Origin of the sequence: Streptomyces sp. NPDC102462 (assembly GCF_044765425.1) — a bacterium.
Lineage (GTDB): Bacteria > Actinomycetota > Actinomycetes > Streptomycetales > Streptomycetaceae > Streptomyces.
In genome coordinates, this window is record NZ_JBIWKB010000025.1 from 80,465 (window position 1) to 98,698 (window position 18,234).

Consider the following 18,234-nt stretch of genomic DNA (forward strand, 5'->3'; position numbering starts at 1 on the left):
AGCACCAGCATCACCCACGATCCGTGCATGAGCACGGCGGGGGAGAGCGCACGGCGCGCGTTCAGGACGCCCGCAGGGGGCGGCGTGAGCGCGCGCCTGCGTGCCACGGCGCGGCGGCCGGAGCGGATCGTGGCGGCCGGGGCCTCTCGCGCACCCGCGGGACACGAGGCCGCGCCGGCCGCGGCGATCGTGCCGCGCGGCGCGGCGCGGCACGCGGATGCGCGGGCCGGGGCCGGGTCAGGTGCCCCAGGCCCCGCCCGCGGACACGTTCGTCGAGGTCACGGGCGAGAGCAGCCTCCGGACCGCGGCCCGGCCGGCCGCCGCGCCGGTCGCCGTCCTGAACGCCGCCCCGGCCGTCCCCCAGGCTCCCGGCTTCGTTCGAGCGGGGGATACCTCCATCCGGGTGGCGAACACCGGCACACAGGCCTGCGGCGCAGGACGCCGGGGAGGTCAGGCTCAGTGCCAGCCGTAGCGCTCCCGCAGCCGGTGCACCACCAGGTTGAAGCGCATCCGGTCCAGGGCGCATGCCTCGCGGCGCATGCCCTCGTCGTGCAGCCGCAGTACCCGGTCCACGTCCACCCAGGAGTCCCGTCCCGAGCGGTCCCACGGCCCGCTGCCTATCGCCACCCACTCCCGGTCGCCGTCGTGCCGCTTGCTCGACAGCTGCACCGCCAGCAGGGTGCCGGCCGCCTCGCGGGCCACGACCAGCACCGGCCGGTCCTTGCCGCGACCGTCGTTCTCCTCGAACGGCACCCAGGTCCATACGATCTCCCCGGGGTCCGGGTCGCCGTCGTGCGCGGGCGCGTACTCGGTGCGCACCCGGCCCACCTTGCGGGGGTCGGCCTCGGTGGTGGCGGAGGGGCCGTAGCGGCCCGGGACGTCTTCATCGGTAAAGGCAGTCACGGGGGAACCCTAGAGGGTCCCCCGGAGGACCCGCGCGGGGCCGGACCCGGCCCGCTTCCCGGTGAGCCGCCGGGGCCGTCCCGATCAGCTCCCCGGTGAGCCGCCGGGCCCGGTTCCCGTCGAGCTGCCGGGGCCGGCGGCCCGGAACCCCCTGTCAGGGCAGTTCGACGGCGGCGGGTCGGGGGGAGTCGGTTCTGGGCCAGGGGCGGTGGGTGAGGCGTTCGATGTCCGCGTTGAACCGGCGCAGGTCCGCGATGAAGCGCCGCCGGTGCTCGGGTGTCCACTCGGCGACGACCCGGGCGAGACCGTCGGTCATGACCGCGCGCTGTACGGCCAGACGCCGCAGACCCTCCTCGGTGATCCGGTACTTGCGGGCCATCCCGCCGGCCGGGTCGGGCGTCCGCTCCACCAGCCCCTGCCGCAGCAGGGCGGAGGTCTGCCGGGTGAACGTCGACGCGGCGAGCCCGAAGGCCTCGACGAAGTCAGGCACGGACATCGGGCCCTGTGCCTCCAGCCTGCTGAGCAGCACGTACGCGCTGCGGTCCAGCTCGTCGCCGCCGCGCACACCGCGGGGCGAGGGCATGTCCCGGTGGCGCGTCAGTATCAGCAGCTCCCGCTCGATGCGTTCCCCTGCCTCTCGGGCGTCCACGCCGGTTCCTCCGTCCCCCGCGACCGTCGGCTCACCCTACGGTGGAAACACGCCATGCGAGAAGAAGTGCATCATGCACACTTGATGCATGATGCACGATGACAGTAGCGTCCCGTGCGTGACCGCATGCGCGTCTGCGCGCCACACCCCCACTCCACCCCCGCCCTGAATCTCCCACCCCCACGAGGAGAACCGGATGCGCCCCGACGACCAGGTCCTTCGTCTGCCCCTGCCCACCGACAGCCCCCTGGAGCCCCCCGCCGTATGGGAACGGCTGCGCCGGCAGTGCCCGGTGGCCACCGTCGAACTCCCCAGCGGGGACCGGGCGGCCTATCTGACCCGCTACGACCACGTCAAGTCACTCCTCACCGACGCCCGCTTCACCCGGCCCAAGGCCGGGGACGGCGCCGCCCGTATCGCCCCCGAGGGTGTGGGCGGCCCCGCGGCCGACGGCGACGGCGCGCTGACCCTGCCGGACCGCGGCGAGCCCCATCAGCGGTGGCGGCGCCAGGTCGGCAAGTACTTCACCGCCAAGCGCATGACGGCACTGCGCCCCGGGATGGTGCGCACCGCCGAACACCTCGTCGACGACATGATCCGGCGCGGCCGGCCCGGTGACCTGAAGGCCGGTCTCGGCTTCCCGCTGCCCGTCTACGTCATCTGCGACATCCTGGGCGTGCCCGCCGAGGACCGCGACCGCTTCTCCCACTGGTCCGACGCCTTCCTGAACGTCACCCGCTTCTCCGGCGAGCACACCAGGGCGGCGCACGACGACTTCATCGCGTACATGTCCGCCCACATCGAGGCGACCCGGGCGCGGCCCGGCGACGACCTGCTCGGCATGCTGATCAAGGAGAGCGGGGCGGACGGTCAGGGGCTGACCGACCAGGAACTCATCGCCACCGGCATGGGCCTGCTGGTCGCGGGCCACGAGACCACCGCGAACATGATCGGCAAGATGGTCTCCATGCTGCTGGCCGACCGCAGCCGGTGGGAGCGGCTGCTGGCCGACCCCTCCCTGGTGCGCACCGCGGTGGAGGAGTCGCTGCGGTTCGACGCCAACCTCGGCTTCGGCATGCGGCGGCACCTCACCGAGGACATCGAGATCGACGGGGAGCTGCTGCCGAGCGGCACCACCGTCGTGTGCAGCATGCCCGCGGCCAACCGGGACGAGCGGGCCTTCGCCGACGCCGACCGGATGGACCTCACCCGGTCCCCGAACCCGCATCTGACCTTCGGCGCCGGGCCGCACTCCTGCCTGGGGCAGGCCCTGGCCCGTACGGAACTCCAGGTCGCCCTGGAGGTCCTGCTGCGCAGGCTGCCCACCCTGCGGCTGGCGGTGCCCGCCGAGGAACTGCCGCGCGTCCAGGGGCTTCTGGTGGGCGGACTGAGCGCGGTGCCGGTGGACTGGTGAGCGGACCGCACCCGAAGGAAGGGGACCGCCCGTGAAGGTCAGCGTGGATCGAGACCGTTGCTGCGGTGCGGGGCAGTGCGTGCTGACCGCGCCCGAGGTGTTCGACCAGGGCGACGACGACGGCGTCGTCGTCCTGCTCGACGCGCTGCCCGCGCCGGACCGGCACGCGTCCGTGCGCGAGGCGGCGGCCGTCTGCCCGGCGGGCGCCATCACGGTGACCGACGCCCCGGACACCTGAGCCGACCGGAGTACGACGCACTTGCCCGCCGGTGGTTCGACTGGTCACCGGCCGACGCCGGGCCGGCCGGGAAGACCCCCCAAGTTTCCCGGCCTTCGGCCTTGGCGTCGCTGCCCGAGCGCTCCGCTGGATGTGCTGCGGTGCTGTGCAGTCGGTTGTCTGCGGCGCCATTGTGGCTGGTCGCGCAGTTCCCCGCGCCCCTTCGGGCGCCTCGGGGGCGGTCAGGCGTTGGTGCGTAGGTCTGCCCAGACCACCGTGCCGTCGGTTCGGGGTGAGCGGTCGGCTCCCCAGGCCGCGGCGAGCTGGTGGACCAGCAGCAGGCCCCGGCCGCCCTCGTCGCGGGGGCCGGGCCTGCGCCCGGCCGGACGGCGGGCGGTGAGGTCGTCGTCGTGCACCTCGATGCGCAGACACTCGTCGCCGGCCAGCGCTATGCCGCACAGGAAACGGGTGCTGTCCGTGTGGATGACCGCGTTGGTGGTCAGCTCGGACACCAGCAGTACGGCGTCGCAGCACAGGTCGCCCGGCACCCGCCAGGCGCACAGCCGCTCGCGCACGGTGTCGCGCGCGGCCTTCACGCTGGTGCGCAGCGCCGGGAGGCCGAACCAGTACTCACGGTGCGGCGCATGGGCGGTGCCGCGGTGGACGGTGGATGTCGTGTGGGGGGTCACGGAGATCGCCTTCCAAGGGGGACGGGCGCGGGCGGGGCCTGGTCAGCTACGGGAAACCCCATGGGCGAGGGGCGCGTTCAGGGGGTGACCCGTGGTCTTCCGAATGCCCGAGGCGTCAACTTCCGTCTGGTCAACAGAAATTGACGGCACACCACAGCTGCGGCGAGTTCGCTCACACGGTCAACTATGCTCGGCACTCACTTCATGCTGCAACCGACTCTCTGATAATTTCAGCGAGACGGTATCGGTCTGGCGTTCTCTCCAAGTCACTGTCAGACTCGTATGAGTGACGGTTCTTCAGGAGGTAGGACGTGAGCGAAGGCAGGTCCGGCACCGGAACCAGCGCACCCACGGTCCTGCGCATGATCCTCGGCCGTCGCTTGCAGGACATGCGGCAGCAGGCGGGCGCCTCGCTGGAGGACGCGGCCAGGGCGCTGCGGGTCAAGCCGCTGACGATCCGGCGCCTGGAGAAGGCCGAGGTCGCCCTCAAACCGCTCTACGTCGAGAAGCTGCTGGAGACGTACGGTGCGGGGCGGCAGGAGATAGACGAGTTCGTCGCCATGGCCGAGCGGGCCAACGAGCCCGGCTGGTGGCACGCCTACCGTGATGTGCTGCCCAACTGGTTCACGGCGTACGTGAGTCTGGAGACCGGCGCGAAGACCCTGCGCACCTACGAACCCCACTACGTCACCGGCCTGCTCCAGACGCCCGCCTACGCGCGCGGCGTCCTGCGCGGCGGCATCCCCAACGGCAGCGACGAGGAACTGGAGCGCCGCGTCGACCTGCGGCTGCGCCGCCAGGGCCTGCTGGAGAAGCCGGACGCGCCCACCCTGTGGGTGGTCATGGAGGAGGCCGTGCTGCACCGGGCGGTCGGCGGTCCCCAGGTGATGCGCGAGCAGATCGACCGGCTCCTGGAGGCGTCCGAACTCGACCACGTCAGCATCGACATCGTGCCCTTCTCCGCCGGCGCCCACGTCGGGGCGTGCGCTCCCTTCACCTACTTCCGGTTCGAGGAACCGGAACTGCCCGACATCGTCTACAGCGAGATCCTGTCCGCCTCGATGTACCTGGACGAACGCGAGGACGTGGTCGCCCACCTGGAGGCGCACACCCGCATGTCACTGCTGACCTCGTCCGAGGACAGCAAGGTGCTCTTGAACCGCATGCGCAAGGAGTACTCATGACCACCACCGACAACACTGTCTACAACGGGATGCCGGCCTTGGAGCTGGGCGAGCAGGGTTGGGAGCGCCCCTGGAGCGGGCCCAACGGCGGTCAGTGCGTGGAGACGAAGCAACTCGCGGACGGCCGGGTCGCCGTCCGCCAGTCGACCGACCCGGCCGGACCCGCGCTGATCTACACACCCGAGGAGATCAGCGCCTTCGTCCGCGGGGTCAAACAAGGCATGGCCGACCACCTCACGGTCGGCTGAACCGGCCCGCCGGTACACCGACGCACACTCCGAAAGGGACAGGATGAACAACAGCCACGCCGGCCGGGACCTGGACACCAGCAGGCCGCACTCGGCCCGGATGTACGACTACTACCTCGGCGGCAAGGACCACTTCGAGGTCGACAAGCGGGCCGCCGAGGCCGTCGCCGACGCCTACCCCGGGATCTTCGTGTGCGCCCGGGAGAACCGGGCCTTCATGCACCGGGCGACCCGCGTGCTGGCCCGGGAGCACGGCATCCGGCAGTGGCTCGACATCGGCACCGGCATCCCCACCGAGCCGAATCTGCACCAGGTCGCTCAGTCCGTGGTCCCCGAGGCCCGGGTGGTCTACGCCGACAACGACCCGCTCGTCCTCAAGTACGCCGAGCGCCTGATGCGCAGCACCCCGCAGGGCCGCACCACTTACATAGAGGCGGACGTCAACGACCCGGAGTCCCTGCTCGCGGCCGTGGAACTGGCCGAGGTGCTGGACTTCGAGCAGCCGGTCGCGCTGTCCCTGAACGCGCTGATGCACTTCATCACCGACGCGCAGGACCCGTACGGCATAGTGAACCGCTTCCTCGACGCACTCCCCGCCGGCAGCGCGCTGGCCCTGAGTCACTGCACGCCCGACTTCGACCCCGCCACCTGGGAGAAGGTCACCGCGATCTACACCAACGCCGGGACCCCGGTGCAGTTCCGCGCCCAGAAGGAGGTCGCCCGCTTCTTCGACGGGCTCGACCTGATCGACCCGGGCATCACGGTCGGCCACCGCTGGCGGCCCGCCGACGCGGCCCAGGCGCTCACGGACGCCGAGGTCAGCCTCTGGGCGGGCGTGGGCATCAAGGCGTAGCCGCGGGGACGGCTGTGGGGCGTCGCCGGCGGGTCCGGGGACGCCCTCGGCGGGCCGTCGCCGGTGGTCCGCGTTACGGTGCGAGCCAGTGACCGCCCACTCATGTGCCGGAGGTTCCCATGGCCATGCGCCTCAACCCCTACCTCAGCTTCAGCGGCGACGCCCGGCAGGCGATGGAGTTCTACCGGGACGTCTTCGGCGGCACCCTGACCGTCAGCACGTACGGCGAATTCGGGGAGCCGGACGCCCCGGGCGCCGACCGCATCATGCACGCCATGCTGGAGACCCCGAGCGGGTTCACCCTGATGGGAGCGGACGCCCCGGCCGGCCTCGACCACACCGTCGGCAGCGCCTTCGCGGTGAGCGTGAGCGGCGACGACGACAGCGAGCTGCGAGGGTACTGGGAGAAGCTGTCCGCCGGCGGCACGGTGTCCCTGCCGCTGGAGGAGCAGATGTGGGGCGATGTCTTCGGCATGTGCACGGACCGCTTCGGCGTGCCCTGGATGGTCGACATCGCACAGCCGCGGAGCTGACCCGCTCACTGCGGGTCCGCCCGGCGCGGGTCCGCTCGGCGCGCGCGATCGGCGAGAAGCTGGTGTGCTGGTTCACGGGGCCGTCGCACTCGTTCCCGGAGCGTCACATGAGCAGCTACACCGTCGCGCAGGTGCCCGCCGCGGGCGGACCGTTCGAGATCGTCGAGCGGGACCGGCCGCACCCGGGTCCCGGTCACGTCCGGATCGCCGTGGAAGCCTGCGGCGTCTGCCACAGCGATGCCTTCTTCGTGAACGCCGCCCTGCCCGGCGTACGGTTCCCGGTGGTGCCCGGGCACGAGATCGCCGGGCGCGTCGAGGAACTGGGCGAGGGCACGCGGGACAAGGGCTGGCGGGTCGGCGACCGGGTCGCGGTGGGCTGGTTCGGCGGCAGCTGCGGCCACTGCACACCCTGCCGGCGGGGCGACTTCGTCGTGTGCGTGAACCTGAAGGTCCCCGGCTGGGCCTACGACGGCGGCTTCGCCCAGACGATGGTCGCCCCCGTCGACGCCCTGGCCCGGATCCCGGAGGGCCTGGCCGCGACCGACGCGGGACCCATGGCCTGCGCGGGCGTGACCACGTTCAACGGGCTGCGGCGCAGCTCGGCCCGGCCCGGTGACCGGGTCGCCGTGCTCGGCATCGGCGGCCTCGGCCACCTCGCGGTCAAGTACGCCGTCGCCATGGGCTTCGAGACCGTGGCCATCGCCCGCGGGCCCGAGAGGGCCGACCTCGCCAAGCAGCTCGGCGCCCACCACTACGTCGACAGCACGTCGGGCACGCCCGTCGCGGACGCGCTGCGCTCGCTCGGCGGGGTCAAGGTGCTGCTCGCCACCGCCGGCGACTCCGCCGCGATCACCCAGACCGTGGACGGGCTCACGCCCCGCGGCGAACTGGTCGTCATCGGGGCGTCGGACGAACCACTCGGGATCAGCCCGGTCCAGCTGCTGATGACCGGCAGGGTGGTCCGCGGCCACCCCTCCGGCACCGCGCAGGACGTGGCGGACACCATGGCCTTCAGTGTCCTGCACGGGATCCGGCCGATGACCGAGATCGTGCCGCTGGACCGGGCCGACGAGGCGTACCGGAAGATGCTCTCCGGACGCGCGCGGTTCCGGATGGTGCTCACCCCGGCCTGACGCCCCACCGCGACGCGTCCCCGACGCGCGGGTGGGGCCCGGCCGTGGCCCGCGGGGCCGGTCGGTCAGCCGTCGTCGCGGCTGTTGTCGTGGTCGTCTCCGTGGTCGTCCCCGTGGTCGTGGGCACGGTCGTCGCCGGCGCGGTCGTCGTCCCTGTGCGAGGCGCGCCGGTCGTGGCCGTCGGTGGGGGCGGCCCTGACCCGGCCGGTCGCGGCGTCGACCACGACCTCGTGCTCCGTGCCCCCGGCGTCGACCACGTCGATCTCCCAGACGGCCGTCCCGTCCGCGGCGTCGTCGATCTCGGCGGATGTCACGGTGCCGTGCACGGCGGCCAGGGCCGCCGTCAGCGCCCGGCCCAGATCGGTTGCGGCGCTCCTGACCGCGGCGGCCTCGGCGGCGTCGTCCCGGTCACCCCGGTCGGCACGCGTGCCGGTCGCGCTCACCCCGCGGTCACCTCCGTCGACGGTGACCTCGTGCCCGGTGCCCCGGGAGTCGACCACGTCGACCTTCCACACCGTCCTGCCGTGCTCCTCCTCCCGTTCGACCGCGGTGACCGTGCCCGCGACGGATGTCACGGCGGCGTCCGCCGCCTGCTTCGCACCGACGGCGGACCCGCCGGTGCGGGTGCCGCCGTCGCGGGCGTCGCCGTCGGCGACGGCCACGCCGGTCGCGGCGCCGGCGCCGCCGAGCAGCACGGCCGCGGCGAGCACGGCGGTGACGGTGCGCCGACGACCGGTCGGCAGATGGCGCTTGAGGGCCTTCATCGTGAGACGGTCCTTTCCTGAGTGCCGCGGCCCGCCGCGGCGGTGCGCCGAAGTCTCGGCCTGACGGGACCCACCCTGCGGGAACGATCCTGAACGCAGGCTGAAACACCCTGAAGATCGCTTCAGGTGCCGTCTGAGACGCTGTGCCCATGCGCCTGCTCATCGTGGAGGACGAAAGACGCCTCGCCGCCGCCCTGTCCCGGGGCCTGGCCGCCGAGGGCTTCGCCGTGGACGTCGCCCACGACGGCATCACCGGTCTGCACCTGGCGCGGGAGGGCCGCTACGACCTCATCGTGCTCGACATCATGCTGCCCGGCCTCAACGGCTACCGGGTCTGCGCGCAGTTGCGGGCCGCCGACGACCACACCCCGATCCTGATGCTCACCGCGAAGGACGGGGAGTACGACGAGGCCGAGGGGCTGGACACCGGCGCGGACGACTACCTCACCAAGCCGTTCTCGTACGTCGTGCTCCAGGCGCGCATCCGCGCGCTGCTGCGCCGCCGCACCCGCCAGGGCGCCGCGACCCTGTGCGTCGGGGACCTGACGGTCGACCCGGATGCCCGCCGCGTCGACCGGGCGGGCACCGAAGTGCCCCTGACCGCCAAGGAGTTCGCGGTGCTGGAGCACCTGGCCCGGCACGCGGGACAGGTCGTGTCGAAGGCGGACATCCTGGCCGGCGTGTGGGACTTCGCCTACGACGGGGACCCGAACATCGTCGAGGTCTACATCAGCGCCCTGCGCCGCAAGATCGACGTGCCGTTCGGGCGGCGGTCCATCACGACCGTGCGCGGCGCCGGATACCGGCTGGAAGCCGGTGGCGGCCGGCATGCCTGAGCGCTCCGCCGGACATGCCGGGATGCGCCGTCGGTCGTCCGCGGCACCCTCGTGGCTCGGCGCGCCCACGCCCCCTCAGGGCGCCGCCGCACCGCAACGGACGTCGCGGGGCCTGCTGAGACCGTTCGCCTCGGTGCGGGCCCGCGCCGCGCTCGCCGCCACCGTCGTCGTCTGCGTCGCCCTGGTCGCCGCGGGGATCGCCGTCGTCGCCGTACTGCGGCACAACCTCACCGGCCGGGCCGCCCTGGAGTCGGAGATCACCGCACGGACCGTGGCGGGCGCCCAGGCCGCGCTGAGCGGCGACTTCGGCGGCCTTGACCTGCCCGACGACGCGGAACACCCGGTTCAGGTCGTCGACTTCGCCCACAAGGTGCTCGCCGCCGGTGAGGAACTGCGCGGACGGCCCGCGCTCGCCGACTACGCGCCCGCTGCCGCCGCCCCGTCCAGCACCCCGTCCGACCACCACGGGGGACGCGACGACGACGATGACGACGACGTCGTCCCGCCGCGCGGCAGGGTCGGCACGGACGCCGACCCGCGCACCCTCACCGTCACCGTGGGGGACGAGACCCGCGCCTACGCCTTCGCCGCGGTCCAGGGAACGACGTACGACGGCCGTACCTACACCGTCTACGCCGGCACCTCCCTGGAGGACGAACAGGCCACCCTCGACCAGGTCACCAGGGCCATGCTGGTCGGACTTCCCTTCCTCCTCGTCGTCGTCGCGGCCGTGACCTGGCTGGTCACCCGGCGCGCCCTCAAGCCCGTCGAGGGCATCCGCGCGGAGATGGCCGAGATCACCCGCAGCGGGGACCTCGCCCGCCGGGTGCCCGAGCCCGACGCACGCGACGAGATCGCCCGGCTCGCCCGCACCACCAACGAGACGCTGACCGCCCTGGAGCGGTCCGTGGAGCGCCAGCACCGCTTCGTCGCCGACGCCTCCCACGAGTTGCGCAGTCCCATCGCGGCGCTGCGCACCCACCTCGAAGTCGCCGCCCAGCACCCGGGGTTGCTCGACCCGACCGATCTGCTGCACGACGTGGTGCGCCTCCAGCACCTGGCCGCCGATCTGCTGCTGCTCGCTCGGCTGGACGCCGGGGAGCGGCCCGCCGACGCCCCCGTCGACCTGGCCGCGCTGGTCCGCGCGGACGTGGCCGAGCGCGCCGCGGGCGACCGCGTCGCCACCGCCGTGACCACGACCGGCACCGCCCAGGGGATCCGGGGCAGCCGGGGACAGCTCTCGCGGGTCCTCGGCAACCTCCTGGACAACGCCCAGCGGCATGCCGCGACGGCCGTCACCGTCGACGTGGGCCGCGACGGCGACGACGTCGTGGTCACCGTCGCGGACGACGGCGCGGGCATCGCGCCGGGCGACCGGGAACGGATCTTCGAGCGCTTCGTCCGCCTCGACGAGTCCCGCAGCCGGGACGACGGCGGCGCGGGACTCGGCCTCGCCATCGCCCGTGACGTCGTGCACCGCCACGGCGGAACGCTCACAGCAGGCGAGTCCACCACCGGCGGCGCGGCGTTCCAGATCCGGCTGCCTCGCCTCGCCGCAGTCCCCACACAGCCGCAACCGACACCGGATCCGGCGGTCGGCCGGCGGGGTGAGGTCAAGCCATGAATGGGGGGGTGGTGGGCTCGGGAGCGGCCGGGCGGTACGGCCACCGTCGTCGAGCCCGCCTCCGGTGGCGCGGCGCCTTCGGAATCCGGCTGCCTTGCCTCGCCCCGACGCCGGATCCGGCGGGCCGTCGGTGGGGTGATGTCAGGCCGTGAGTCGGGGGTCGGGCGTCTTGGCGGTGTCCTCGGGGGTGGTTCGCGTGCCCGTGCGGCCCATCTGCCGCCACTCCGGCCGCAGCCCGGTCAGGTTCGAGGCGAGGAAGTACGCGGCCCCACCGGCGAGCAGCACCGGCACGAGCCCCACGGCGGCCACCGCCGCCCCGGCCAGCAGCCCGCCGAGCGGTATGCCCGCCCAGGCCAGCGAGTCGCCGAGCGCGTTGACCCGGCCCAGCATGCGGCGCGGTACCCGCTCGAAGAGCACCGCACTGAGCATGGGGTTGATGAACCCCGCCCCGAACCCGCCCACGGCGAACACCGCCACGACCACGCCGAGCGGCGCCCCCGAGGCGAGCACCAGGAACCTCGGCGCCCCGGCCAGCAGGAACCCGACGACGAACACCGCCCGGCGCGGCAGCCGGTGCGCGGCGATCGCCGCGATCAGGCTGCCCGCCACCGCCGTGGCCCCCATCGCGCTGCCCAGCAGACCGATCGCGGCGGCCCCGCCGCCCGACTCCTTGGCCCAGACGGGCAGCAGCACCGTGCCGAGCGCGGCGTCCAGCAGGTTCGTGACACCCAGCATCAGGATGATGGTGAACAGCAGCGGCTCGCCGCGCAGAAAGGCGAGCCCCTCGCCGAACCGCCGCCAGTAGCCCGTTCCCGTCTCCCCGTCCCCCGGCAGCGCCTCCTCGGCCGCCCGCCCCATGCCGCGCGGCAGGACCAGCCTGATGAGCAGCGAACCCAGCGCGAAACAGGCCGCGTTGACCGCGAGCCCGGTCAACGGGCCGACCAGGGCCACCAGGGCGCCACCGGCCGCAGGGCCGACGGTGCCGGCCAGCCGCTCGGTCACCCCGGCGAGCCCCGTGGCCCGCTCCAGCGGCATCCGGCCGTGCTCGGCCGCCTCCGGGACCATGACCTCCTTCGCCAGGTCACCGGGCCCGCGGGCCGCGCCGATCACCGCGACCAGGGCCAGCAGCACCGGAAAGGACAGCAGGTCGAGGCCGTAGAGCAGGGGGACCGCCGCGCAGGCGAGGGCGCTGGCCAGATCCGTGGTCCAGGAGACGGCCCGCGGGCCGATCCGGTCGACCAGCGGCCCGGTGAACGCCTTGACCAGCACGTACGGGGTCATCTCGACGAAGGCGACCAGCCCGGTCCGGGTGGCGCTGCCGGTCGTGACGAGCACGAACCAGGGCAGGGCGACGGCGGACACCCGCGTCCCGGTCAATGACACGGCCATGGCGGCCAGCACCCCGCCCAGTGCCCGTGCCGACCGCTTCGCCGACGTGCCGCCGGACTCCGGGACGCGGTCCGTCACGGCGTGTCCACCTCGGGCAGGAAATGGGCGATGACGGAGAACCGCTCCGCCCCCGCGGGCGCCTGCGCCCTCGCCTGCCGCGTGTCCCGGCGGTAGCGGGCGATCACCGCCCACAGCTCCTCGCGCAGGGCGACGGCCTCGTCGGGCGTCAGCCGCAGCGCCTCGTCGCTCAGGCTGAACGCGTCACGCCAGGGGCGGGGCATCGTCTCCAGCTCGTTCAGCGCCTGCTGGGTGCGCAGCGCGTACGTCGCGGCGACCGACTGCAGATAGGCCAGGGTGGCCGCCGGCTCACGCTCGGCGAGTTCGGGGTCGTTCAGCTCGGTCACCCGGTGCACCGAACGCCACCAGCGTTCGCGGGCGTTGCCCCGTTCCGTGTCCTCCTCGACGAATCCGGCGGCGCCCAGCTGGCGCAGATGGTAGCTGGCCGTCCCGGAGTTCACGCCCAGGCGTTCCGCGAGGCGGGTGGCCGTCGACGGGCCGTACATCCGCAGCAGTCCGAGCAGCCGTACGCGCACCGGGTGGGCCAGGGCGCGCAGCCCCTTGGCGTCCAGGACGACCGAGTCCGCCACGCCGGACGGTGCGTCCGGTTTCTCCTCCGTGTTCGTCATACGCGGCACCCTAGACCGCAAACAGTTCTTCGCAAAGACTTCTTCGCAAACATTTCTTCGCGAAGAACTGTTTGCGGTTGTCCGGGTGCCCACTCGCGGCCGTGCCACCCGCGGCCGTGCCTCCCGGCCCCGCCGCAGGCGTCACCACCCCGTCAGCAGAAGGTGGTTGACGAGCAGGGCGAGCACCGCCTGGGCGGCCAGCCAGCAGCGCGGACGGCCGAGGAACGCGCAGGACGCCAGGAGCCACATCGCGAAGGGCAGCCAGATGCGTTCCGTCTCGGCCTTGCTCATGCCGGAGACGTCGGCGACCAGCAGCGCGAGCAGGGCCGCGGCGACGAGCAGCGCGAGCCGGGCGGCGGCCGGGCCACCGCCGCCCGGGCCGGGGCCGCCGCCCGGGCCACCGCCGCCGTCCGGCCGGGACAGGGCCGCGCCGGGCCGCCGGGCGAGCGCCCCGCAGGACCGCGCGAGGCCCGCCGCCGTCGCCGGCCCCGTACAGACCACCGTGCAGGCGAGATTGGCCCACACCCAGTAGCCGTACGGACGGACCCCGCCCACGCCCTGGTAGTAGCGGGTGACCAGCAGCCGGTATCCCTGCCACCAGTCGAACCCGGCGAGCGTGAACGCCGCCGGAACCACCGCAAGTCCGGCTACCAGCGCCGCGAGCAGGGCGGGCCGCTCGCGGACCCGGTGCCGGCCGAGCACCAGCACCGCCGCCGCGATCACCGCGAACAGGGTGAGCCCGTACGAGAGGTAGCAGGTCAGCCCGAACAGCAGACCGGAGCCGGCCGCCGGCCAGGGCGAGCCGCCGGTGACGGCCAGGGCGAGCAGCGCCACGGCCCAGGCGGCGACGGCGGCGAAGTACGCGTCCGCCGAGGCGCCGAGCCACACCGCGGCCGGCGCCAGCACCAGGAACGGCGCCGCCCGGCGCGCCAGCCGCTCGTCGGCCAGCGCCCGCACCGCGACCAGCACCGCCACGCACGCCGTCGCACCCACCGTGATGCACCACGCGCCCGCCCAGCCGCCGCCGCGCAGCCCGATCCGGTCGAGCAGCACGAAGGTGAGCGTGGCACCCGGGGGATGCCCGGCGACATGGGCGGGCCACGGGTCCGGGGAACCGGCCACGATGTGCTGGGTGAAGTCCCGCAGGGCGGCCGGGATGTCGGTGAAGCGGCCGATGACCCGCAGATACTCCTCGCGGGTGGTGAGCCGGCCGGCGACGCCCCGCCGCCAGCCGTCGACCAGCGCGAGCGACCAGATCCAGGCCATGGCCGCGGCCCAGGCCGAGGCGAGCAGCGCCCGCCACGGCAGCCGGGCCGCCAGCGCGGGCCCGTACCCCACGGTGGCCACCGCCAGGCCGACGGCCGCGGGGGTGCCGGGACCCAGGTGCGGCTCCCACACCGCGAACAGCGGCGGCCAGTTGACGAACAGGGTGTGCCGGGTGTCCTGGATGTGCCGGCCGACCAGCACGGCCACCAGGACGAGCAGGGCGGCGGCCACGGGGGCGCACAGGGCACGGAGCGGGAGGCGGGGCGAGCGGGTCACAGCGGAACGCTAGGCGCGCGGGCGGCCCGGCCGGTGGCGCACACGACGGACGTCAGCGTTTCGTCATGGGTCGCGCACCGGTTCCCGGGGCGGTCGCGGCCTACGGTCGGGGCATGCGCGATCAACGGCTCCCCACCTCGCCGGGCTTTTGGCGCAGCCCCGTGCGCGGTACCTGGTTCACCGCGGTGCTCGGCCTCGTCCTGCTCGCCGGCATCACCGTGCTGTTCGTGACCGGCCTGCTCTCGTACGCCTCCTACAACCCGGACCTGTCGCCGGTCAACGACCAGACACCCGACAAGGGACTCCTCGGTTTCTACCTCTTCGCCTGGCCGACCAGTCCGGCCTGGCTGTACCGGTTCACCCAGGGCGTCCACGTCACGCTGGGCATCACCCTGATCCCGGTGCTGCTGGCCAAGCTGTGGTCGGTCGCGCCGAAGCTCTTCACCCTGCCGCCGGCCCGCTCGCTCGCCCACGCCCTGGAGCGGATCTCACTGCTGCTCCTGGTCGGCGGCGCGCTGTTCGAGTTCGTCACCGGCGTGCTCAACATCCAGCTCGACTACGTCTTCCCCGGCTCCTTCTACCCGCTGCACTTCTACGGCGCCTGGGTGTTCTTCGCCGCGTTCGTCGCGCACGTCGTCCTGAAGCTGCCGGCCGCGCTGCGCGGCGTGCGGGGCCTGCGGCAGGAGCGGAGCGAACTGACCGCACCGCGGCCCGACCCGCCCACCGTGTCACGGCGCGGCGCCATGGGCCTGGTCGGCGGCGGCTCGCTGCTGCTGTTCGGCACGACCGTGGGGCACAGCTTCGACGGGGTGGCCCGGCAGACCGCCCTGCTCGCCCCGCACGGCGGATCCGAACCGGGCAGCGGCCCCAACGGCTTCCAGATCAACAAGACGGCCGCGTACGCCCGGATCGACCCGGCGCAGACCGCCGCGGACACCTGGCGGCTGGTGGTGGCGGGACCGAGCGGAACCCTCCGGCTGAGCCGGGCCGACCTGGCACGGCTGCCGCTGCACAGCTCGGCGCTGCCGATCGCCTGCGTGGAGGGCTGGTCGACCTCCGACCAGTGGTGGCGCGGGGTGCGGCTGCGCGACCTGGCCGCGCTGGTCGGCCACGACCGTCCGACGGACGTGTACGTCGAGTCGCTGCAGCGGCACGGCGCCTTCCGCAGCGGCGCTCTGCGCGCCAACCAGGTCGGCGACGAGCGCTCCCTGCTCGCCCTGTACGTCAACGGCGAGGACCTGGACCCCGACCACGGCTACCCGGCGCGGGTCATCGTGCCCGCGGCACCCGGTGTGCTCAACACCAAGTGGGTGGCCCGGATGACCTTCGGAGAGCTGCGATGAAGCGACGGAGCTCGGCCGGCGACCGGTCGCGGACCATGCGGTGGCGGCTCGTCAGGCGCCGGGTCCCCGTCGGCAATCCGCTGCACATCCTCCTGCTGGCCTGCTCGTTCGCGCTGGCCGGCTATGCGGCCGTACGGCTGCTTGCCGGTGACTGGTTCGGCGTGGCCCTGTGGTTCGTGGGGGCGGCGCTGCTGCACGACCTGGTGCTGCTGCCGCTGTACTCGACGGCCGACCGCGCCCTGGTACGGGGCTGTGCGGCGGTCGGCCGCCGCGAGCGGGCCCGCTATCTTCGGGTGCCCGCCGCCCTGTCGCTGCTGCTGTTCCTGATCTGGTCCCCGCTGATCACCGGGGCGGTGGACCAGTCCTACCGGCTGGCCGCCGGGCAGTCCACGGACGGCTACCCGGCCCGCTGGCTGCTGATCACGGCCCTGCTGTTCGCCGGTTCCGCGGTGGTGCTCGCGGTGCGGCTGCGCAGGGCGGCGAAGCACCGCCCGCCCGCCGCCCACTGACCGACGGCACGCCAGCCCGTACGCCGCGCGCACCGCAGCAGGGCCGGCGTGCCGAGCCGCGCCCAGGGGAAGGGGCTGCCCGCCGGGCCGCCGGTGCGGACGACCTGGACCCGGACGCGTTCGTCGACGTCCAGCGGCGCGGTCTCGACGACCAGCAGCCCGGCCGGGGCCGCAAGGCGGGCCAGCCGCAGCAGCAGCGCGCCCGGGTCGCCGCCGATGCCGATGTTGCCGTCCATGAGCAGCAGCGTGCCCCAGCGGCCCTCGCCGGGGACCCGTTCGAAGACCGAACGGCACAGCGCCTGGCCGCCCCTGCGCACGGTGTGGCGTACGGCGGCCTCGCTGACGTCTATGCCCAGCGCGGGACGGCCCCGCGCGGCGAGCGCGGCCACCAGCCGGCCGGGCCCGCACCCCACGTCGAGCACGGCGCCCTCGCAGCGCTCCAGCACCTGAAGGTCGACCGCGTCGGCCGCGGCACACCAGCGTTCCACGTCCAGCGGCAGCAGCCAGCCGTCGCCGCGGCGCAGGAAGAGCGGGCCGCGGCCGGTGCGCAGCGCGTCCGCGTAGGGGTCGCCGGCACCCCACGGCGGGGAGACGGCCCGTGCGGCGGCGCCGGGCGCGCCGCTCACCGGCCGGTGCCCGTGCCGAGCCGGGCGAGCCGCGCGGCGAACCGCCCGCCCGGGGCCGCCGCGGCGACCGCGCGGGCGTCGGCGGCGGTGTCCACGTCACGCAGCCGGGGCAGATCGCGCACCCGCAGACCGGCCGTGACGAGCCGGGCCCGCTGGACCGCGCCCGTCCTCGCCGTCGACATGGGTACGCCCCTGAGCAGTTCGGGGGCGGGCACCGCGAGGCCCAGCGCCCAGAAGCCGCCGTCCTCGGCCGGTCCGAAGTACGCGTCGCATCCCGCGAAGTCCACGGTGAGCAGCGCGGGGGTCACCTGTGGCGTGTCCATGCCGATCAGCAGGGCCGGTCCCGTACAGCCGGCGAACGCGTCCGCCAGCCGCTCGTCCAGGCCGCCCGCGGCCTGCGGTACGACGTCGAAGCCGGGCGGCAGCCAGGGGCCGGGCGAGCCGTCCAGGACGAGGACGCGCCGGGCGGCCGGCGCGTCCGCCACGGCCGCCAGGGTGTCGGCGAGCGCCGCCTCGGCCAGCTCCGCCGCCTGCCGGGGCGTGAACGGGGGAGTGAGCCGGGTCTTCACCCGGCCCGCCCGGGGCTCCTTGGCAATGACGACCAACGTGATCACCGCCCCCCACCCCTTCGGCCCCCCGCCGCCCCATCTCCCGCCCCGGCCGGGCCCGTTCCCTCGACGGGCAAGCCATCTCCCGCACCGGGCGCGCCCCTTCCCTTGGCAGGCGCGTCGACTTCCGCGGCGGGTGCGGCACTTTCCTTGGCGTGCGCGTCGACTTCCGCGGTGGGTGCGGCATTTTCCTTGGCGGGTGCGTCGTCTTCCGCGGTGGGCGTGCCGCTTTCCCCGGCGGGTGCGTCACCTCTGTCGGACGGCGCGGCAATTCCGTTGGTGGGTGGGCCCTCTTCCGCGGTGGGTGCGCCCTCTTCCGCGGTCGGCGTGCCGGCTTCCGTGGCGGGTGCGGCACTTTCCTTGGTGGGTGCGCTGCCGTCTGCGGCGGGTGCGGCATTTTCCTTGGCGGGTGCGTCGTCTTCCGCGGTGGGCGTGCCGCTTTCCCCGGCGGGTGCGTCACCTCTGTCGGACGGCGCGGCAATTC

At 74.0% G+C, this 18,234-nt stretch carries 20 protein-coding genes and 1 pseudogene; 11 read left to right on the forward strand and 10 right to left on the reverse strand.

Annotated features, from left to right (window positions below; translation table 11 throughout):
* Nucleotides 1–456: 456 nt before the first annotated feature.
* Together ACIRFL_RS22205 and ACIRFL_RS22210 are read right to left on the reverse strand one after the other, a co-directional pair.
* Nucleotides 457–903, reverse strand: a complete 447-nt coding sequence (locus ACIRFL_RS22205) for a type II toxin-antitoxin system PemK/MazF family toxin (protein ID WP_404030902.1) — start codon at nt 901–903, stop codon at nt 457–459.
* Between the two features lie 154 nt (nt 904–1,057).
* The gene (locus ACIRFL_RS22210; protein ID WP_404030905.1) at nt 1,058–1,552 is read right to left on the reverse strand and encodes a MarR family winged helix-turn-helix transcriptional regulator; all 495 of its coding nucleotides are present in this window, start codon (nt 1,550–1,552) and stop codon (nt 1,058–1,060) included.
* Nucleotides 1,553–1,748: 196 nt separating this feature from the next.
* On the opposite strand from ACIRFL_RS22210, the gene ACIRFL_RS22215 reads away from it, so the two are divergent.
* Both ACIRFL_RS22215 and ACIRFL_RS22220 read left to right on the forward strand, forming a co-directional pair.
* Nucleotides 1,749–2,966 (forward strand): cytochrome P450, encoded by a 1,218-nt coding sequence (locus ACIRFL_RS22215; protein ID WP_404030907.1) that lies wholly within the window; start codon nt 1,749–1,751, stop codon nt 2,964–2,966.
* Nucleotides 2,967–2,997: 31 nt separating this feature from the next.
* Nucleotides 2,998–3,204, forward strand: a complete 207-nt coding sequence (locus tag ACIRFL_RS22220) for a ferredoxin (protein WP_404030909.1) — start codon at nt 2,998–3,000, stop codon at nt 3,202–3,204.
* Nucleotides 3,205–3,425: 221 nt separating this feature from the next.
* Here ACIRFL_RS22220 and ACIRFL_RS22225 read toward each other — a convergent pair whose 3' ends face one another.
* Nucleotides 3,426–3,872 carry an ATP-binding protein gene (locus tag ACIRFL_RS22225; RefSeq protein ID WP_404030911.1) on the reverse strand — a complete coding sequence of 149 codons (447 nt, stop codon included), beginning with the start codon at nt 3,870–3,872 and terminating at the stop codon, nt 3,426–3,428.
* 311 nt (nt 3,873–4,183) lie between these two features.
* On the opposite strand from ACIRFL_RS22225, the gene ACIRFL_RS22230 reads away from it, so the two are divergent.
* The 5 genes from ACIRFL_RS22230 to ACIRFL_RS22250 all read left to right on the forward strand — a co-directional run bounded on the left by ACIRFL_RS22230 (nt 4,184) and on the right by ACIRFL_RS22250 (nt 7,823).
* Nucleotides 4,184–5,056, forward strand: a complete 873-nt coding sequence (locus tag ACIRFL_RS22230; RefSeq protein WP_404030914.1) for a helix-turn-helix domain-containing protein — start codon at nt 4,184–4,186, stop codon at nt 5,054–5,056.
* Nucleotides 5,053–5,304, forward strand: coding sequence for a DUF397 domain-containing protein (locus ACIRFL_RS22235; RefSeq protein WP_404030916.1), 252 nt, complete (start codon nt 5,053–5,055; stop codon nt 5,302–5,304). The genes ACIRFL_RS22230 and ACIRFL_RS22235 overlap by 4 nt, the downstream gene beginning before the upstream one ends.
* Before the next feature lie 43 nt (nt 5,305–5,347).
* On the forward strand, nt 5,348–6,157 hold the full coding sequence (locus ACIRFL_RS22240) for an SAM-dependent methyltransferase (RefSeq protein WP_404030919.1): 810 nt from the start codon (nt 5,348–5,350) through the stop codon (nt 6,155–6,157).
* A 119-nt stretch (nt 6,158–6,276) separates the two neighbouring features.
* Complete coding sequence (locus tag ACIRFL_RS22245) at nt 6,277–6,690, forward strand: VOC family protein (RefSeq protein WP_404030921.1); 414 nt, start codon at nt 6,277–6,279, stop codon at nt 6,688–6,690.
* A 107-nt stretch (nt 6,691–6,797) separates the two neighbouring features.
* Nucleotides 6,798–7,823: an alcohol dehydrogenase gene (locus ACIRFL_RS22250; RefSeq protein WP_404030923.1), complete on the forward strand. Its 1,026-nt coding sequence runs from the start codon at nt 6,798–6,800 to the stop codon at nt 7,821–7,823.
* Nucleotides 7,824–7,888: 65 nt separating this feature from the next.
* Here ACIRFL_RS22250 and ACIRFL_RS22255 read toward each other — a convergent pair whose 3' ends face one another.
* A complete protein-coding gene (locus ACIRFL_RS22255) occupies nt 7,889–8,587 on the reverse strand; it encodes a PepSY domain-containing protein (protein ID WP_404030926.1) in 699 nt (232 codons plus the stop codon).
* 149 nt (nt 8,588–8,736) lie between these two features.
* Here ACIRFL_RS22255 and ACIRFL_RS22260 point away from each other — a divergent pair, with 149 nt between their 5' ends.
* Complete coding sequence (locus ACIRFL_RS22260; protein ID WP_404030929.1) at nt 8,737–9,423, forward strand: response regulator transcription factor; 687 nt, start codon at nt 8,737–8,739, stop codon at nt 9,421–9,423.
* Nucleotides 9,416–11,047 carry an ATP-binding protein gene (locus ACIRFL_RS22265; RefSeq protein ID WP_404030932.1) on the forward strand — a complete coding sequence of 544 codons (1,632 nt, stop codon included), beginning with the start codon at nt 9,416–9,418 and terminating at the stop codon, nt 11,045–11,047. Before ACIRFL_RS22260 ends, ACIRFL_RS22265 begins: the two co-directional genes overlap by 8 nt.
* 141 nt (nt 11,048–11,188) lie before the next feature.
* Here ACIRFL_RS22265 and ACIRFL_RS22270 read toward each other — a convergent pair whose 3' ends face one another.
* The 3 genes from ACIRFL_RS22270 to ACIRFL_RS22280 form a co-directional block, all read right to left on the reverse strand.
* Nucleotides 11,189–12,514 (reverse strand): MFS transporter, encoded by a 1,326-nt coding sequence (locus ACIRFL_RS22270; protein WP_404030935.1) that lies wholly within the window; start codon nt 12,512–12,514, stop codon nt 11,189–11,191.
* A complete protein-coding gene (locus ACIRFL_RS22275; protein ID WP_404030937.1) occupies nt 12,511–13,122 on the reverse strand; it encodes an ArsR/SmtB family transcription factor in 612 nt (203 codons plus the stop codon). Before ACIRFL_RS22275 ends, ACIRFL_RS22270 begins: the two co-directional genes overlap by 4 nt.
* Nucleotides 13,123–13,263: 141 nt before the next feature.
* A complete protein-coding gene (locus tag ACIRFL_RS22280; protein WP_404030940.1) occupies nt 13,264–14,664 on the reverse strand; it encodes a hypothetical protein in 1,401 nt (466 codons plus the stop codon).
* 113 nt (nt 14,665–14,777) lie between these two features.
* Between ACIRFL_RS22280 and ACIRFL_RS22285 the strand changes: the two genes are divergently transcribed.
* Together ACIRFL_RS22285 and ACIRFL_RS22290 are read left to right on the forward strand one after the other, a co-directional pair.
* Entirely contained in the window at nt 14,778–16,007 is a 1,230-nt protein-coding gene (locus ACIRFL_RS22285; protein WP_404030943.1) for a molybdopterin-dependent oxidoreductase, read from the forward strand.
* Nucleotides 16,004–16,516, forward strand: coding sequence for a hypothetical protein (locus tag ACIRFL_RS22290; protein WP_404030946.1), 513 nt, complete (start codon nt 16,004–16,006; stop codon nt 16,514–16,516). The genes ACIRFL_RS22285 and ACIRFL_RS22290 overlap by 4 nt, the downstream gene beginning before the upstream one ends.
* On the opposite strand, the gene ACIRFL_RS22295 is transcribed toward ACIRFL_RS22290, so the two are convergent.
* The 3 genes and pseudogenes from ACIRFL_RS22295 to ACIRFL_RS22305 all read right to left on the reverse strand — a co-directional run.
* Entirely contained in the window at nt 16,405–17,142 is a 738-nt protein-coding gene (locus ACIRFL_RS22295) for a class I SAM-dependent methyltransferase (RefSeq protein WP_404030949.1), read from the reverse strand. The genes ACIRFL_RS22290 and ACIRFL_RS22295 overlap by 112 nt on opposite strands.
* Nucleotides 17,139–17,756, reverse strand: a complete 618-nt coding sequence (locus tag ACIRFL_RS22300; protein ID WP_404030952.1) for a DUF2064 domain-containing protein — start codon at nt 17,754–17,756, stop codon at nt 17,139–17,141. Before ACIRFL_RS22300 ends, ACIRFL_RS22295 begins: the two co-directional genes overlap by 4 nt.
* Nucleotides 17,753–18,234, reverse strand: a pseudogene (locus ACIRFL_RS22305) (hypothetical protein); the annotation flags it as partial. The gene ACIRFL_RS22300 and the pseudogene ACIRFL_RS22305, both read right to left, overlap by 4 nt.

Excerpts from the sequence above, each read along its gene's own strand:
- ACIRFL_RS22265 (WP_404030932.1), top strand. The coding sequence starts at position 9,416 with ATGCCTGAGCGCTCCGCCGGACATGCCGGGATGCGCCGTCGGTCGTCC.
- ACIRFL_RS22215 (WP_404030907.1), top strand. The coding sequence starts at position 1,749 with ATGCGCCCCGACGACCAGGTCCTTCGTCTGCCCCTGCCCACCGACAGC.
- ACIRFL_RS22260 (WP_404030929.1), top strand. The coding sequence starts at position 8,737 with ATGCGCCTGCTCATCGTGGAGGACGAAAGACGCCTCGCCGCCGCCCTG.
- ACIRFL_RS22285 (WP_404030943.1), top strand. The coding sequence starts at position 14,778 with ATGCGCGATCAACGGCTCCCCACCTCGCCGGGCTTTTGGCGCAGCCCC.
- ACIRFL_RS22235 (WP_404030916.1), top strand. The coding sequence starts at position 5,053 with ATGACCACCACCGACAACACTGTCTACAACGGGATGCCGGCCTTGGAG.
- ACIRFL_RS22250 (WP_404030923.1), top strand. The coding sequence starts at position 6,798 with ATGAGCAGCTACACCGTCGCGCAGGTGCCCGCCGCGGGCGGACCGTTC.
- ACIRFL_RS22290 (WP_404030946.1), top strand. The coding sequence starts at position 16,004 with ATGAAGCGACGGAGCTCGGCCGGCGACCGGTCGCGGACCATGCGGTGG.
- ACIRFL_RS22275 (WP_404030937.1), bottom strand. The coding sequence starts at position 13,122 with ATGACGAACACGGAGGAGAAACCGGACGCACCGTCCGGCGTGGCGGAC.
- ACIRFL_RS22255 (WP_404030926.1), bottom strand. The coding sequence starts at position 8,587 with ATGAAGGCCCTCAAGCGCCATCTGCCGACCGGTCGTCGGCGCACCGTC.
- ACIRFL_RS22240 (WP_404030919.1), top strand. The coding sequence starts at position 5,348 with ATGAACAACAGCCACGCCGGCCGGGACCTGGACACCAGCAGGCCGCAC.
- ACIRFL_RS22245 (WP_404030921.1), top strand. The coding sequence starts at position 6,277 with ATGGCCATGCGCCTCAACCCCTACCTCAGCTTCAGCGGCGACGCCCGG.